The sequence below is a fragment of the Enterobacter sp. 6722112 genome (genome assembly GCF_058661685.1).
Genome location: NZ_JBZWGR010000007.1, coordinates 1,607,724 through 1,623,588, shown reverse-complemented (window position 1 = coordinate 1,623,588; position 15,865 = coordinate 1,607,724). Strand labels below are relative to the sequence as shown.

The following is a 15,865-nucleotide window of genomic DNA, read 5'->3' as shown; positions in this document are numbered from 1 at the left end:
AGGCGAAGCCGCCACCGGGCTTTATCTTAAAGATCCGCGAAAGTTCCCAACCGATATCCACGCTCGGCAATCGCGTACTTCAACGACGCCGACGTCAGCACATCCAGTTCCGCCAGACGCGGCCAGCAGTAGGCGCTCTTACGTACGATGTTATCGACAAACGCCGGGTGCGCCATTACCTCAAGCGAGCGCTCCCCTTTTGCGGCGGACTCATCCAGCACCTTCAGGAACAGCGCTTCGTCGATCTCGTCGCCATAAAATGCGCTGCTGAACGCCTCCGTTGACGTCACCGCGACGTCCGGCAGCCCGCGCACCTCACGATCCATGCGCATCGCCACGCCTCTACGTTGCGCAAACTCTGCCACAAGCGGGAAAATCGCCGGGATCATATGCACATGATGATGGCTGTCAATATGGGTAGGCTCGCGGCCAAACACATCCACAAAGCGGTTAAACTGGCAATCCAGCTCGCGGGCAATCTCATCGAGCGGCAGAGCGTCCTGCTCCGCCATTTCCCAAATCCATTTCCCCAGCTGGCCGTCGCGCGTCAGGCCCGGCATTGGCGAAAGGGGCAACCCAAGCGTCAGCACAAAGTGCATGCCCACGCCCAGCTCGGGCAGCTCACGGCTTAACTGCGCCGCATGTTCCACCGCCTCACCGTTGATGAGCGCTGTTGTAGAGGTCACGACGCCCCGGCGACAGGCTTCAATAATGCCGTAGTTCTGCCCTTTTGACAGGCCAAAATCATCGGCATTGACGATCAGCAGGTTTTCCATCGCGCCTCCTCTTAACGGTGTGTGAGTTTCAGTTTCTCAACCGTTGCAGCAAAGTTTGGCAGCCATTTTTCATGCGCCAGGATCATCTCACCCGCGAGTTTTTCAGCGTCACGGTCAGAATGCACCAGCGGGCTGAGGTTCAGCGCCAGCAGCACGTCATTCAGTTCGCCGCTCAGGGCCGCATTGCTCGCCGCCACTTCAAAGCCTTTGATGGTGTGAATCAGGCCCATCACCTTATCGTCGAAGTGGGTAATGCGGGGATGTGGTTTTGCACCCTCGCGCCCAAGAATGCAGGTCATCTCAACGGCCCAGTCTGCCGGGATATTGTCGATGTGCCCATGATGGGGAACGTTCACATAGTGCTCGGCCTGCTTGTCATTGTAAATGGCGTTAATCACTTCACACGCGGCATCCGAATAGTATGCCCCGCCGCGCTGCTCCAGCTCTTTCGGTTTGACGTTCAGGTTCGGATCTCTATACAAATCAAAAAGCTGCTTCTCTACTTTCTGTACAACCTGAGCGCGTGCGCCACCTTTGTAGTATTCGCCCATTTCAATGGCCAGCATCTCTTTCTGCTTGAAGTAGTAGAGCAGATACGAGCACGGCAGCAGATTCAGGGAGCGGATCAGCCCTTCGCTGAACGGCAGATCGAAAATGTTTTTCACCGAGGCCGCGGTCAGGCGACCAGAGGCGACGCCGTCGAGCAGTTCCGCAAAGCGCGATTGCCCGTTCACTATCACATCTTTGATAAAGACCATGTGATTCAGGCCGAACAGATCAATGGAGAGATCATCGTTATCGGTCAGTTCCAGTACATCGCGGATGAACATCTTCATGCCAATCGGAATATTGCAGACGCCGATAAAGCGTTTGAAACCGGTGTGGCGATAGACTGCCTCGGTGACCATCCCGGCCGGGTTGGTAAAGTTGATCACCCAGGCGTTCGGGCAGATCTCCTCCACGTCTTTAATGATGTCAAAAATGACCGGAATAGTACGCAGGCCTTTAAACAGGCCACCTGCCCCGTTGGTTTCCTGGCCCAGATAACCGTGGCTCAGCGGAATGCGCTCGTCCAGCTCACGCGCCTTCAGCTGGCCGACGCGCAGCTGCGTGGTCACGAAGTCAGCATCTTTCAGTGCCAGGCGGCGATCCAGCGTTTTATGCACGGTTAAGGGCACGCCCGCTTTTTCAACCATGCGTTTGCACAGTTCAAAAATAATATTCAGCTTCTCCTGACCTTCTTCAACATCCACCAGCCATAATTCGCTGACCGGTAATTCATGATACCGTTTCAGGAAACCTTCAAGTAATTCCGGGGTATAGCTGCTGCCGCCACCAATGGTTACGACTTTTAATTTCTGTTGCATAATATCTCCCTTAGCGTATCAGGTTAATCGCCTGCAAGGTATAGCGTACTCTTCCCGCTATTTGGGCAAGCCATTACGTCACTGTTCCTGGCGGATAAACCGCCGAAAGTTAATTAATTACCGTTAAATTTTTGCGGTAACTGTTCGGTGTGAATGAAGTCAATTTTTTAAAGGTTTTAATAAACAGGCTGGGGCTGCTGTAACCCGATTCGTAAGCGATATCGGTGACAGAGTAGTTAGTAATTTCCAGCTGTTTTTTGGCAAAGTTAATGCGGATTTCATTAATGATTTGCACAGGCGTTTTACGGTAATAACGCTGCGTGGCGCGCGTCAAATATTCCTGCGATTTACCCGACAGCGCCACCATATTCTCCAGGGCGTTATCGCTGAACTGTCCTTTATCGTGCATCAGCTCCACGGTACTGCGCAGCCACTGAGGAATATCATCCACCACCTGCTGTTCTTCACGGTGATGGCGGAGGCGATTCATGACGTAGAACGTCACGGTTTCAATAAATTCATCAAATTCATTGTCGCGGAAATTCAGCGAGGCGATAACCGTTTCAATCCAGGTCATAAACTCATTTTTAACGCGATACACCTGTGACGCCACAAAGCAGAACGGCACCAGCGGCAGATAGTGCTTCTCGAAGAAACGCCTGCTCACCCCTACGTTCAGAATGCGTGTCGCACCAAACTCATAAAAGCTCTGGTGATAAGATCCCATTGGCAGGAAGACGAAATCGCCACGCTCAAGCAGGACGCGCTTACCGTTGATCTCCTGATAGTAGCGGCCGGTCAGAACAATCGTGAACTCGTAGTAGTCATGCTGGTGCAGACCGCTGGCGCTCTCCGTTTTGTTGTAAATCACCACGTGAAAATTTTTGCCATTAAACAGCTGTTGCTCATGTGCGGTTTTGATTTCCATCGTGCTGACCTCCTGCTACTTCAACTGACTTATTGCATCTTCTCGTGAAGCTCGATGAGCTCCGCGACCAGCTCGCGTGCCAGCATGGAGGTCATCAGATGATCCTGCGCATGTACCAGCACCAGACTCACTTTCATCTTCCCTTCGCCCTGGTCGCTTTCGATGAGCTTCGTCTGCACCAGATGCGCTTCGTTTAACGCTGTACGGGACTGCTCCATCATGGTTTTCGCGGCAACGAAGTCGCCCTGCTTAGCCTGCTTAAGCGCCGCATACGCCAGGCTGCGTGCCTGCCCGGAGTTGATGATGAGGCCCATCACCACCTCTTCCAGATCGTTCTCTGCGGTTTCTTCGGCAACGATACTCTCTAAATCTAACATCTTTAAGCTCCTTTCCGCTGGCGCGAGTTGCCCCGCGCCGTGCAATTTTAGAATTTCAGTGCGAGGGCGATATCCTCTTCGCTCTCTTCTTCATCGATAACCGTTGCGGCCTTGTTCGCAATCGCCACGAACGGCATGTAGAGCAGGGTTGCAATCCCGAGGTTGAATATCGCCAGCAGGAAGGCCGCCACGCTACCGTTGGTGTTGAAGAACGCGCCCAGACCAGCCGGCATCGTCCACGGCGCAATGTTGGTCACCGGCGGGATAATGCCCAGGTAGTACGCCGTCAGCGTAATCGCGGCCAGCAGCGGCTGAACCAGGATGAAGGGAATGAACATCACCGGGTTCATGATAATTGGCAGACCAAACAGGATCGGCTCGTTAATCTGGAAGATGCCTGACGGCAGGGCCAGCTTCGCAACCTGACGATGGTCGGCGCGGCGAGAGACAATAAAGACCGCGATGATCAGACCCAACGTCGCCCCGGTACCGCCCAGGAAGATATAGGAGTCAAGCATCGGCTTCGCCCACACATGGAAGGTTTTACCGGCCGCCAGCGCCGCATCGACGGAGCCGTACTGCTGGTAAAGCGCGACGTTTTCCAGTGCCCATGGGGTCATAATACCGCTGTCCAGCGCCGCCAGTGCCAGTGAACCATGCACGCCGAAGAACCACAGCAGGGAGGTAAAGATGACATACGCCCAACCGACCACGCTACCCATCGACGCCAGCGGCGTTGAGATAGAGTCCATAATGATCTGGTGGAAGTTTGTGCCCCAGTGAGAGAGCGCCCAGGCAATAATCCCCATGATGGAGAGAATAATGAAGCCCGGAATCAACGCGGAAAATGAACGAGAAACGGAGGCCGGAACGCTATCCGGCAAGCGGATAACCCAGTTACGGCGAATAATGAAGGTGAACATTTCGGCCACCACCAGCCCGATAATAATACCGGAAATGATGTTTGCCCCACCCAGCCAGTTGGCGCCAACGGCGTAAGCGTCACCCACGCTGTACGGTGTGACGGTCATGAACGCGGCAATGGACAGTAAGCCTGCCGCCAGCGGATCCACTTTACGCTCTTCCGCCAGCGCCATTCCGATAAAGAAAGGCGCCATTAGCGACATAATACCCAACGTACCGTTGTATACGTTGCCGCCAATGGCTTTTAAACCATTAAGGGTTTCAATAGTTGAAGCATCTAACCTAATTCCTAATGAATAAAAAAAGGAACCTTCTCCAAAGCTCAGAAAAACGTTGTTAATTAAAACGAACATTGCCCCGGCTAATGTCAACGGCATTAATTTAATAAAGCCGTTCTTAATGGCATTAACGTGAGGCTGCTTTCCTATTTTAACAGCAAAAGGAAGGAGTACCTTTTCAAGTGAAGCGATGACTTTACTCATAGGAAAATACCCTTAAATGCCGCAACGACCGTTACGGCGTATTGTGTGTGAAATAACTCTTTGACGGGAAAAATAAAAAATTAATTAGCAGCTTTTTTAATCGCCGCAACGGCAGCTTTTAATACACCTAAACCATCAATCTTGCCGTATAAAACGGAATCGATCACTTCGACCGGCTTATTGGGTAGCAGACGCTGAATTTCTGGCAGCATATAAGCGATTTGCGGCCCGAGTAAAATAACGTCGGCTGTCTGACCCTTCTCGCCCGCCAGCGTTTCCGGAAACGCCTCAATCACCACAGGGACTTCATATTTTTCGGCCTGCGCGCGCATTTTGGAAACCAGCAGCGAAGTGGACATGCCCGCAGAGCAAAACAGATAGATATGTTTCTTTTCCATGATAACTTCCCTCTTGTTTGGCTACCCGCCGTCTCGCTATCACTCGACTCGCTATCCTGGCTGACGGGCAGTGTGCTGAACATTGTTTGTCGTTGAAGTGAGTATACGCAATGGTACAGGGAGGGGATAATTCTGGATAGACTGAAATTGTCTCTCATTGACCTGGCTTGTTGACTACCTTCACATTTCAGGCAAATAATTCGCGCCAAGAAATAAGATTCACGTATGCATAAAAAAACCGGCCTTCCGGCCGGTTTGTTAACGCTCTCAGGCAAGCAGGCTTACTGTGCCTTAGGTGCCTGTGGGTCGGTGTCGTATTCGGCACAGGTCTGGTAACCAGAATTGATCACGTGACCCGTATCATCCAGGGCGACAAAATAGGTCTCTGCCTTACCATCACGTTGACCCAGAATATAGGTCTGGCAGGTACCACGCGCGTGGATCATAGTGACTTCTGAAGAAGGTTTACCGGCAATGGCTGCAACCTGGGAACGCGTCATGCCTTTTTTGACGTCTTTTACCACTGGCTGTGTGAACTGATCTTTAGTGCGATCGTAAGCTGTACACCCTGCCAGCATAGTCAGTACCGCCGCTGCGCTTAAAATTCCTGCTACGTTCTTGTTCATATTCCGTCCTCTTGTTTATCAGCGTGTTAACTAAGCATGGGATAAAAATTACTATTGTTCAACTTTGCGAGTTACGCCAGACGAATTTCGGAAAATTCTAATAAAACAACGGTAAGCTGCTAAATCGCTGTAAAACAGTACACTCAAAACTGTGATCCTTGTCGTTTCCCCGACAAAGGGTTAGTTTTAACAGATCACACTTTCTGTTTGGTTCTGCATAGGGAGGGCGTAATGGCTCTGCAACAAGAAATTATTCAGGCGCTGGGCGCGAAACCTGCGATTGATGCCAATGAAGAGATCCGTCGTAGCGTTGATTTTTTGAAAGCTTACCTGTCTGCACACCCTTTCCTGAAGACGCTGGTGCTGGGCATCAGCGGCGGTCAGGATTCCACTCTGGCCGGTAAGCTGAGCCAGATGGCCATCTCCGAGCTGCGTGACGAGACCGGTGACACCGCGCTGCAATTTATTGCCGTACGTCTGCCGTATGGCGTGCAGGCCGACGAGCAGGACTGTCAGGATGCGATTGCGTTTATTCAGCCGGACCGTGTTCTTACCGTAAACATCAAAGGTTCGGTACTGGCCAGCGAGCAGGCCCTGCGTGAAGCCGGTATTGAACTGAGCGATTTTGTCCGCGGCAACGAGAAAGCCCGTGAGCGCATGAAAGCGCAGTACAGTATCGCAGGGATGACCAAAGGGGTCGTCGTCGGCACCGACCACGCCGCGGAAGCCATCACCGGCTTCTTCACCAAATACGGCGATGGCGGCACGGATATTAACCCCCTCTTCCGTCTGAACAAGCGTCAGGGCAAGCAACTGCTGGCGGCGTTGGGCTGCCCGGAGCACCTGTATAAGAAGGCGCCAACGGCGGACCTGGAGGACGATCGCCCTTCCCTGCCGGATGAAGCGGCGCTGGGCGTTACGTATGACAACATCGATGATTATCTGGAAGGCAAAACGCTCGACGAAAGTACCGCTAAAATTATCGAAGGCTGGTATCTGAAAACCGAGCATAAGCGCCGTCCGCCCATTACGGTGTTTGATGATTTCTGGAAAAAGTAAAAGCAAAACGGTAACTCCGCTTTGCAGGCCGGGTAAGGCGTAGCCGCCACCCGGCTCTTTTTTAACCACCAAACACCTGCTACACTGTATGCCTGAACAGTATATGGAGCAGTATGTGAGCAGGCGTCAATCCGCCCCGCGTCTTGAGTTCGAAGCGGCGGCTATCTACGAATATCCCGAGCATCTTCGCCCCTGGCTTGAGGCACTGCCTAAACAGCCTGGCGTCTATTTCTTCCACGGCGACAGCGACACCATGCCGCTCTATATCGGCAAAAGCGTGAATATCCGCAGCCGGGTGATGTCGCACCTGCGTACGCCGGATGAAGCATCGATGCTCAGGCAGTCCCGGCGGATCACCTGGATCGAGACGGCAGGCGAACTGGGCGCGCTTCTGCTCGAAGCCCGGCTCATCAAGGAACAGCAGCCGCTGTTTAACAAACGCCTGCGCCGCAACCGCCAGCTGTGTTCCTTGCAGATTAACGCAGGAAAACCGCAGGTCGTTTATGCCCGGGAAGTGGATTTTTCGCATGAACCCAATCTTTACGGTCTGTTTGCCAACAAACGTGCCGCACTGCAAACCCTGCAATCCCTGGCTGATGAATTACAGCTTTGTTACGGCCTGTTAGGACTGGAAGCCACCACCCGTGGTCGCGCCTGTTTCCGCTCAGCGCTGAAACGCTGCGCCGGGGCGTGCTGTGGAAAAGAGAGCGTTGAAGAACATCATGCCCGGTTTATGGCTGGCCTTGCCTCTATCAGCGTTAACTGCTGGCCGTGGGAAGGCGCGGTGGCGCTGAAAGAAACCCGCGATGGGATGACGCACTATCACATCATCCGCAACTGGCTCTGGCTTGGCGCCGTTGAAAATCTGGATGACGCTACCGCTCTGCTGCGCACCCCTGCCGGTTTCGATCAGGATGGTTACAAAATTCTCTGCAAGCCACTGTTAACCGGAAAATATGAGATCATCGTCCTCAATGACCCGGCAGCCAGGTAATTTCACTGAACAGCAGCGACCCCTTCGTTTCCAGTAAACGGAGGGTATGACTGCCCGCTTCCCAGCTGGCGCCCTGATCGGCGGTCAGTAATTTGTCGCCCAGTTGCCAGGCGCCGCTTAATACGAATGCCACCCCACCGCGTGATGCGAAGGTAGTGAACGTCCGGGTAGCAACGCGCACCTTTGCCTGGCAGCAATCCCGTCGGGTCATGATGTTGAAGTCCATCGACATCTGCCCCTCTGTGAGCACGGCTTTCACCGCCAGATCGCCCGCAAATCGGTAAGGCTGATGATGCTTCAGGGTATGACAAAACGCCCTGCCTGCATCCAGGGTCACCTCGCCGCCCTCCAGCAGCGTAATCACCCGGTCAACGCCCGGGAACGCGGAAAATTCGCCGTTACTGGCGATGGAGGCAATACTGGCCCGCCAGAAAAAATCCCGCGTCGCGGGAGGAAAACAGCAAATCTCACGCGTCTCACCCGCACCATTACGCCAGAGACTGACCGGCATTTTACGGATATCAAAGAATTCCATGACCACTCCTGAAGGACGCACCGTGCGCCAGGGCATTTTCACAGACGTATTATCGGCAGCAGTCAGGCCAGACCTTAGGCATGGGATAAAAGAAAAACCGCCGGTCCTGTCCACAGCGTTTTCGCTTTTGTAGACAGGAGCCCGGCGGTCTTAAGAGAGTGAACCGATTATTCGGTTGGTGCAGGCATTTTACCTTCCGGCGCTGCACGTTCTGTCAGACGCTTCTCAAAATTGGCATTAAATTGCTTTTTCTGTTCCGGCGTCAGAATGTTGTAAATCTTGTTCTGGGTTTCCATGTGGGCCAGCATGCGCGCTTTATGCTGCTCGGCCATTTTGTCGATCTGCGCTTCCGCTTTTGCTTTATCGAAGCTGTCGCTGGCAATGATGTCATGCATTGCGCGGCGCTCTTCCAGCGGAGGACGTTTCATCTGGTCACGCTGGCTTTTCATGATGTCGCGGATCTGCTGCTTCTGCGCATCGGTGAGGTTCAGATCTTTAAACATCATCATCTCATGGTGCATACCCGGCTTGCCTTTATGATGCATCATCATTTTGCCTTCCGTCGGCGCGGCGGTAGTGGTCGCGGTATCGGCGGCGAACGCCATGCTGGTAGCGCCCAGAGCCAGGGTAGAGGCAACAAACAGTGCAGTTAATTTACGCATAATGTCTTTCCTTACTTTCAGTTATTCTTCGGCGCTATGCCGTGTTGACGAGATTAACTTTACGGGGTTTATCGTCAATTAGTCAGAGCAACGGTAAAACAATGAAAGTGTAAAAAACAACTTTTCGCCAATTGTGGAGAAATTAAGGAAATAGCGTGAAGAGATGAAACAAAAATATTCAACAGGATGATTTTAAAGAGATTATGGAGAAGTATAGCGAAGTGCCGTTTAATAATAAAGCAATTCTCCAGGAATATTCCGCAAACAATACCAGAGCGTTTTTAACGCTAAGAAATTTATTCTTCATTTCCCCTCCGGTCTGCGCGAGGGGAGACGATCAGGGCATTTTTTCCAGCATCAGGCCAGCTCGCAAACCAAACGCGACCGACGGATTAGGAAATAAAACATATTCCGTGGATTTCTGTACCGCATAGCGCGTCTCACCATCTTCCGCCAGCAGGACGCCCTGGCGAAACGGCGTAAAGTTCAGCGTATGGGGCGCCATATGTAGCTGGAAAGCCTCGCTTTGACGCGTGATCTGCTGCACGACCCGATAGCGCACAACGGGTTCCCGGGAGGGTTCCGGCGCAACCCCGGCGAGCAACGCCCGAAGCGCCTGATGCGTAGGGGCAAAACGCGTCAGGTCGTTTTGCCCGAACGGCAGCGCTTTTCCCAGCTCCAGGGTGCAGGATAACGCGCCAACATTCTCGCAGGTGAAGTGGGTAAACGTGCCGCCTGGCGTCTGGTGGAAAACCAGCGCCTCCAGCCCCGCGTCGCCAAGCCAGGTCAGAAACGCCTCATCCCACGGCTGATGACGCTGCGGTAACACGCCAAAACGCACGTGGTACGAGGCGCGAATGGCCGTATGCAGATCGAGGTGCCAGCGCGTTTCCCCCGCCCCGGCAAAAAACGCCGTGACCACCTTCTCCAGCCATTGCGCGCGCGTCGTCTCATCACTCTGTGGAAACTGCGCCCAGCGACCACCAAACATGCGGTTGATGTCGCTCACGAGATACCGTTTATTTTGCGCCAGCGCAGGCGGATTTCCCAGCACCACCATCAGACGGCAGTGCAGCGTGATCTCTGCGCGAAACAGCGCGCGCAGCAAAAGATCGACAATCTCCACGGGCGCGGTTTCGTTTCCGTGAATGCCGGTCGAAAGCAGCAGCGACAGGTCATATTCCCCCGTCGGCGTCAGTTCAAGCACGCCCCGCCCCAGCCATCGCCAGTGGAACGAGGGGCCTTCCCCCTCTTGCCGCTCCGGTGTCTCTTCGGCCAGCGTCAGCGCCAGTAAGTTTTCCATATCATCTCCTTAGCGCTGGAACGGATAAACCGATCCCAGTTGCAGGATGGTCGATAATGCATCCAGCGCCTCGCGGCCTTCGCGCAGCAGCTGCGGATCAACCAGATCGGCCTGAACCAGACGGTCGCGATAATAGCGGTCCACCCAGTCATTGAGGGTATTGAACAGCGTGTCGTTCATCATCACCGCCGGATTCACGGCCTGCATCTCCTCCGGCGTTAACACCACGCGCAGTCGCAGGCACGCCGGTCCCCCGCCATTGGCCATACTTTCCCGCAGATCAAACACGCGCAGTTCATCAATCGGGTTATCCGCCTGCACCAGTTCGCTCAGATAGCGCCAGACGCCCTGATGGTTGCGGGACTCCTGCGGCAGCACCAGCATCATGCTGCCATCATCCCGGCTCAGCAGCTGGCTGTTGAACAGATACGTTTCGACCGCATCCTGTACGCTTACCGCCTGCGTGGGCACCTGAATCGGCATAAATCCCGGCACGCGTTCGCGCAGCGTGGCCAGCAACTTTTCCTGATGGGCAAACGCCTGCTCGTGGCAGAACAGCACCTGACGGTTGGAAACGGCAATGACGTCGTTATGAAACACGCCCTGGTCGATCACCTGCGGATTTTGCTGGGCAAAAATCACCTGAGAAGGATTAACCTGGTTCAGCCGCGCAACCGCCTGGCTTGCGGCTAAGGTTTGTCTCGCCGGATAACGAACCGGCGCGGCGTGGCCGCCCTCTTCCCGTCCATAGATAAACAGCTGCAAACCCGGCTCGCCATAGTCGCCGCCCAGACGGTTGTGGTTTGCCGCCCCTTCATCGCCAAACATCGCGACCTGCGGCAGCGCCGAATGCACCTCGAAATGCGCTTCATGATTAAAAATGGCGCGCAGCACGCGCCCGGTGGTCTCCGCTTCGCTGGCGCGGTGGAATTTGTTGTTCAGGTTAGCAACGGTCAGATGCACTTTGCCGTCCAGCGTATCCGCCGACGGCGCAACGGTGGCGGCATTCGCCACCCACATCGAGGAGGCTGAACTGGCCGCCGAAAGCAGGTGTGGCGTCTGCGTGCCTGCTTTTTCCACCACCTGTTCATCCGTACCGCTGAACCCCAGCTGGCGCAGCACGGCCACGTTTGGTCGCTCCTGAGGCGGGATCACCGCCTGCGGGAAACCGGCATCGGACAGCGCCTTCATTTTCAACAGACCCTGCTTCGCCGCCAGCTTCGGGTTCGAGACCTGGAAACGGTGCTTCGTCGAGGCTTCATTACCGAACGACAGCCCGGCATAGTGGTGCGTCAGCCCCACGAGGCCGTCAAAGTTAACCTCACGCGCTTTCATGGGCGTCACCCTCTGTAAAATCCAGCCCCGGATTCAGCGTCTCCGGCAGCGTCAGCGCCGGGGTTTCCAGGCTTGCCATCGGCCACGCGCAGTAATCGGCGGCATACCAGGCGCTGGCGCGATGGTTGCCCGACGCCCCTACGCCACCAAACGGCGCGGTGCTCGCCGCACCGGTCAGCGGTTTGTTCCAGTTCACGATCCCGGCGCGCGCTTCCAGCAGCAGCTGTTCGAATTTCTCGCGATGCGGCGATATCAGGCCGCTCGACAGGCCGTAGCGGGTGTTGTTGGCCATCTCGATCGCCGACTCAAAATCGTCATAGCGCCAGACGCACAGCAGCGGGCCAAAGACCTCTTCATCCGGCACGTTGCTCGTCGCACTCATCTCAATAATCCCCGGCGTCAGCAGCGACGTGCCCGGCTGAACCAGCTTCGGCTCCAGCAGGGTTTTCGCCCCGCGCGCCACGTGCTCCTGCCACGCTTTCAGCACGTTCAGCGCCGCCTGCGCGGAGATCAGCCCGCCGATAAACGGCTGCGGCTCGGCATCCCATTTCGCGGGAACCAGACGCGCGCTCACCTCCACCAGACGCTTCAGGAACGCATCCCCCTGCGCGCCGCGTTTAACCAGCAGGCGGCGGGCGCAGGTACAGCGCTGTCCGGCGGTAATGAACGCCGACTGAATGGTCAGATGGACCGCGGCATCGATATCATCCGGATCTTCCACAATCAGCGGGTTGTTGCCGCCCATCTCCAGCGCCAGAATTTTTTCCGGCTGCCCCGCCAGCTGACGATGCAGCTGATAGCCCGTTCCGGCACTGCCGGTGAACAGCAGACCGTCAATGTCGCTCAGCGCACTCAGCGCCTGACCTGTTTCACTCCCGCCCTGCACCAGATTCACCACCCCCGGCGGCAGCCCCGCCTGCTCCCAGAGTTTTATGACTGCTTCTCCGGTTAAGGGGGTTAACTCACTCGGCTTGAAGATGACGGTATTCCCCGCCAGCAGCGCAGGCACAATGTGCCCGTTCGGCAGATGTCCGGGGAAGTTATACGGGCCAAACACCGCCAGCACCCCGTGCGGACGGTGGCGCAGCGTGGCGGCGCCGTCTGGCATCTCGGTATGCTGCTCGCCGGTGCGGGTATGGTACGCCTTCACCGATATCGCAATTTTGTTGATCATCGCCGTGACTTCGGTTGTTGCCTCCCAGCGCGGCTTGCTGGTTTCGCAGGCAATGATGCGGGTCAGCTCGGCTTTATTGGCCTCCAGCAGCGCAGCAAATTTCTCAACCAGCGCCTGGCGCTCGGAGAATGGCCGTTTCGCCCATGCCGGAAACGCGCGGCGTGCAGCCTGGCAGGCCTGCTCAACCTGCCCGGCGCTGGCGTCGTTCCCCGACCAGAGCACCTCCTGACCGACCGGGTTAGTTTTTGTCCGCGCGTCACCTTCGCCCGTTACCCAGTCACCGTTAATCCATAGAGTCATGCTGTTTTCTCCTCAGGGCAGAGCCGCACCAGGCGAACCGTGTCGCCAGCGTTACATTTCAGGGCATCCAGTTGCGCAGCCGTCAGTACCAGACGCTCGCATGTTGGGTTGGTTCGCACCAGCATGGCGCGGAAGTTGGTGTAATTCTCGTTCGAGACCAGGCAGGCTGGCCACTCGCCCGGCGCGGGCTGGCCTTCTGAAACCTCAACCAGGCGGCTTTTACGGATGGCGCGAACGCGGTCAATGTCGCATTCCAGCGTCGGGCCGCCGTCGAAGATGTCGACGTAGTTACGGTAGCGAAATCCCTCTTTCTCCAGCACTGCGCGGGCCGGGGCGGTTTGCGGGTGAACTTCGCCGATCACCGCCTGCGCTTCAGGCGTTAAGAAATGGGTATAAATAGGATGCTTCGGCATCAGCTCGGCGATAAACGCCTTCTGACCGGTCCCGCACAGGTAATCCGCCCGGCTAAATTCCATGGAGAAGAAGCGTTCGCCCAGACTCTCCCAGAACGGCGAGTAGCCCGTCTCATCAATCACGCCGCGCATCTCCGCGACCACTTTTTCGTTGAAGCGGTCGCGAAAGGCGGCCATAAACATAAAGCGCGATTTGGAGAGCAGATAACCGTTGCCCTCTTTGCGCCAGTCCGGATCGAGAAACAGGGTGCAGAGTTCGCTGGCGCCGGTATGGTCATTACAGAGGAAGAGCGTCGGCAGCGCGTTGTAAACGTTCAGCTCTTTCGAGGCGTGGACCATCGTGCCGACGCGGTAGTTGTACCACGGATCGTTAAGCCCGACGGCCACCTCGATAGCGCAAATCCCCGCCACGGTTCCCGTGTCAGTATCTTCCAGCACGAACACATAGCCCTGTTCGCTTTTTGGCAACGTCCCCTGCCAGGTTTGCAGGGCGCGCTCAATGCGCGCCGACAGCGTTTTTTCATCGGCAGGCAGCGAGGTCAGCCCGCCCCCTGTCTTACCGGCAAGCTGCATAAGCCCGGCGAGATCGCCGTGCGCAACGGGACGGATGACCATCATGATGACACCCCGGACTTCACCTGTTCGCAGGCCAGCGCAAAACGATCTAAGCCAGTTCTGACCTCTTCCTCGCTGACGATCAGCGCAGGGGCAAACCGCACCACGTTAGCACCGGCAATCAGCACCATTACGCCCTGCTTTGCCGCTTCCTGTGAAATCAGCTTCGCTTTGCCGGCAAACTCAGGGGCAAGCTCACAGCCTATTAACAGCCCCAGACCGCGGATCTCGTTGAACAGGCCAGTTTTGCTGTTAATGGCAGTAAGGCGCTCAACAAACCACTGGTGACGCTGCTTCACGCCGTTAAGCACCTCAGGGGTGTTGATGATATCCAGCACCTGTCCGGCGACAGCGGTTGCCAGCGGGTTGCCGCCGTATGTGGTGCCATGGGTGCCCACGGTCATCACGCTGGCGAATTTATCGGTGGTCAGCATCGCCCCCACCGGGAAACCGCCGCCGAGCGCTTTGGCTGTTGAGAGCACATCCGGGGTCACGCCATAGTGCATGTAGGCGTACAGCTCACCCGTGCGGCCCACGCCGGTCTGGACTTCGTCAAAAATCAGGACCGCGTTATGCCGATCGCACAGCTCGCGCAGCCCTTGCAGGAACGCTTTCTGGGCGGGCATGACGCCGCCTTCCCCCTGCATGGGCTCGACAATCACCGCACAGGTGGTGTCGTCAATCAGCTCGCTGGCAGAGTGTAAATCGTTATACGCCGCATGCCGGATATCCGGCGGCAGCGGCGCAAAATCCTGAGAATATGAGGGCTGACCACCCGCGCTGACGGTAAACAGCGTGCGGCCATGGAAGGCATTTTTAAAGGCTACGATGCCGCTCTTGTGCGCGCCGAATTTATCGTGCGCATATTTTCGCGCCAGCTTTAGCGCCGCTTCGTTCGCTTCCGCGCCGGAGTTACAGAAAAAGACTTTGTCTGCGAAAGTGGCGTCGATCAGCTTCTTCGCCAGACGCAATGCCGGTTCGTTGGTATAACCGTTGCCGGTATGCCAGAATTTCGCTGCCTGGTCATTCAGCGCCTGCCGCAGCGCCGGGTTTGCATGCCCCAGCGCATTCACCGCAATCCCACCCGCAAAGTCGATATACTCTTTGCCCTGCTGATCCCACAGGCGAGAGCCTTCCCCACGTACCGGAATAAAAGCCGCCGGAGCGTATACCGGCATCATCCATTCATCGAAATTTTCACGCGTAACTGACAGAGACATAGCGACCTCATCCGGTAAATAAAAGGTTGTTTAAATGTTAAATAATTGAGTGTTTGCACTGTGAATGTAGATTGCAGCCTTCGTGCCAGCCAGCGATAAAAATGCATAAACGGGTTGGGGTAACACAATATCAATGAGTTACAATATGGAGTTATTCACTGTTAATGCATAAATAGTGAATATTTTTACGACAAGCGGCGCTTTGCCGCATGAAAACAAGAAAGAGTATGCAGAGGCCAAATATAATTCTGGAATTGTGATCGCTCGCGAAATTTATCGGTCCTTTATGCCCTGTTCGAGGGCAAAACGCGCCGAAATGGTGCAAATATTGCACCGTCGGCATTATCTGTCGCAGTAATTGGGCGAAGCGGATAACA

Annotated in this window: 16 protein-coding genes; 2 read left to right on the top strand and 14 right to left on the bottom strand. The window is 55.5% G+C overall.

The window, feature by feature from the left end; all coding sequences use genetic code 11:
• Positions 1–26: 26 nt before the first annotated feature.
• The 7 genes from chbG to osmE form a co-directional block, all read right to left on the bottom strand.
• Positions 27–776 (bottom strand): chitin disaccharide deacetylase, encoded by a 750-nt coding sequence (gene chbG / locus AC4OVU_RS09270; RefSeq protein WP_015570746.1) that lies wholly within the window; start codon positions 774–776, stop codon positions 27–29.
• Positions 777–787: 11 nt separating this feature from the next.
• Positions 788–2,143: a 6-phospho-beta-glucosidase gene (locus tag AC4OVU_RS09265; RefSeq protein WP_015570747.1), complete on the bottom strand. Its 1,356-nt coding sequence runs from the start codon at positions 2,141–2,143 to the stop codon at positions 788–790.
• Positions 2,144–2,252: 109 nt separating this feature from the next.
• Positions 2,253–3,071, bottom strand: a complete 819-nt coding sequence (gene chbR / locus AC4OVU_RS09260) for a transcriptional regulator ChbR (protein ID WP_017384663.1) — start codon at positions 3,069–3,071, stop codon at positions 2,253–2,255.
• A 29-nt stretch (positions 3,072–3,100) separates the two neighbouring features.
• On the bottom strand, positions 3,101–3,448 hold the full coding sequence (gene chbA, locus AC4OVU_RS09255; RefSeq protein WP_003857835.1) for a PTS N,N'-diacetylchitobiose transporter subunit IIA: 348 nt from the start codon (positions 3,446–3,448) through the stop codon (positions 3,101–3,103).
• Positions 3,449–3,495: 47 nt separating this feature from the next.
• Complete coding sequence (gene chbC, locus AC4OVU_RS09250) at positions 3,496–4,854, bottom strand: PTS N,N'-diacetylchitobiose transporter subunit IIC (RefSeq protein WP_017384664.1); 1,359 nt, start codon at positions 4,852–4,854, stop codon at positions 3,496–3,498.
• A gap of 80 nt (positions 4,855–4,934) precedes the next feature.
• A complete protein-coding gene (gene chbB / locus AC4OVU_RS09245) occupies positions 4,935–5,252 on the bottom strand; it encodes a PTS N,N'-diacetylchitobiose transporter subunit IIB (protein WP_015570750.1) in 318 nt (105 codons plus the stop codon).
• 281 nt (positions 5,253–5,533) lie between these two features.
• A complete protein-coding gene (gene osmE / locus AC4OVU_RS09240; protein WP_003857836.1) occupies positions 5,534–5,878 on the bottom strand; it encodes an osmotically-inducible lipoprotein OsmE in 345 nt (114 codons plus the stop codon).
• A 231-nt stretch (positions 5,879–6,109) separates the two neighbouring features.
• On the opposite strand from osmE, the gene nadE reads away from it, so the two are divergent.
• Both nadE and cho read left to right on the top strand, forming a co-directional pair.
• Complete coding sequence (gene nadE / locus AC4OVU_RS09235) at positions 6,110–6,937, top strand: NAD(+) synthase (RefSeq protein WP_110293015.1); 828 nt, start codon at positions 6,110–6,112, stop codon at positions 6,935–6,937.
• A gap of 115 nt (positions 6,938–7,052) precedes the next feature.
• Positions 7,053–7,931: an excinuclease Cho gene (gene cho, locus AC4OVU_RS09230; protein ID WP_063136382.1), complete on the top strand. Its 879-nt coding sequence runs from the start codon at positions 7,053–7,055 to the stop codon at positions 7,929–7,931.
• Here the strand turns inward: cho and ves are convergent.
• The 7 genes from ves to astC all read right to left on the bottom strand — a co-directional run bounded on the left by ves (position 7,909) and on the right by astC (position 15,488).
• Positions 7,909–8,466 carry an environmental stress-induced protein Ves gene (gene ves / locus AC4OVU_RS09225; RefSeq protein WP_017384666.1) on the bottom strand — a complete coding sequence of 186 codons (558 nt, stop codon included), beginning with the start codon at positions 8,464–8,466 and terminating at the stop codon, positions 7,909–7,911. The genes cho and ves overlap by 23 nt on opposite strands.
• Before the next feature lie 167 nt (positions 8,467–8,633).
• Complete coding sequence (gene spy / locus AC4OVU_RS09220) at positions 8,634–9,128, bottom strand: ATP-independent periplasmic protein-refolding chaperone Spy (protein ID WP_015570753.1); 495 nt, start codon at positions 9,126–9,128, stop codon at positions 8,634–8,636.
• Positions 9,129–9,465: 337 nt separating this feature from the next.
• On the bottom strand, positions 9,466–10,431 hold the full coding sequence (astE, locus tag AC4OVU_RS09215; RefSeq protein ID WP_110293016.1) for a succinylglutamate desuccinylase: 966 nt from the start codon (positions 10,429–10,431) through the stop codon (positions 9,466–9,468).
• 9 nt (positions 10,432–10,440) lie between these two features.
• On the bottom strand, positions 10,441–11,766 hold the full coding sequence (gene astB, locus AC4OVU_RS09210; protein WP_023303517.1) for an N-succinylarginine dihydrolase: 1,326 nt from the start codon (positions 11,764–11,766) through the stop codon (positions 10,441–10,443).
• Positions 11,753–13,240, bottom strand: coding sequence for a succinylglutamate-semialdehyde dehydrogenase (astD, locus tag AC4OVU_RS09205; RefSeq protein WP_110293017.1), 1,488 nt, complete (start codon positions 13,238–13,240; stop codon positions 11,753–11,755). The genes astB and astD overlap by 14 nt, the downstream gene beginning before the upstream one ends.
• Positions 13,237–14,271, bottom strand: a complete 1,035-nt coding sequence (gene astA / locus AC4OVU_RS09200; protein ID WP_015570755.1) for an arginine N-succinyltransferase — start codon at positions 14,269–14,271, stop codon at positions 13,237–13,239. Before astA ends, astD begins: the two co-directional genes overlap by 4 nt.
• On the bottom strand, positions 14,268–15,488 hold the full coding sequence (gene astC / locus AC4OVU_RS09195) for a succinylornithine/acetylornithine transaminase (protein ID WP_023303516.1): 1,221 nt from the start codon (positions 15,486–15,488) through the stop codon (positions 14,268–14,270). Before astC ends, astA begins: the two co-directional genes overlap by 4 nt.
• Between the last annotated feature and the right edge of the window lie 377 nt (positions 15,489–15,865).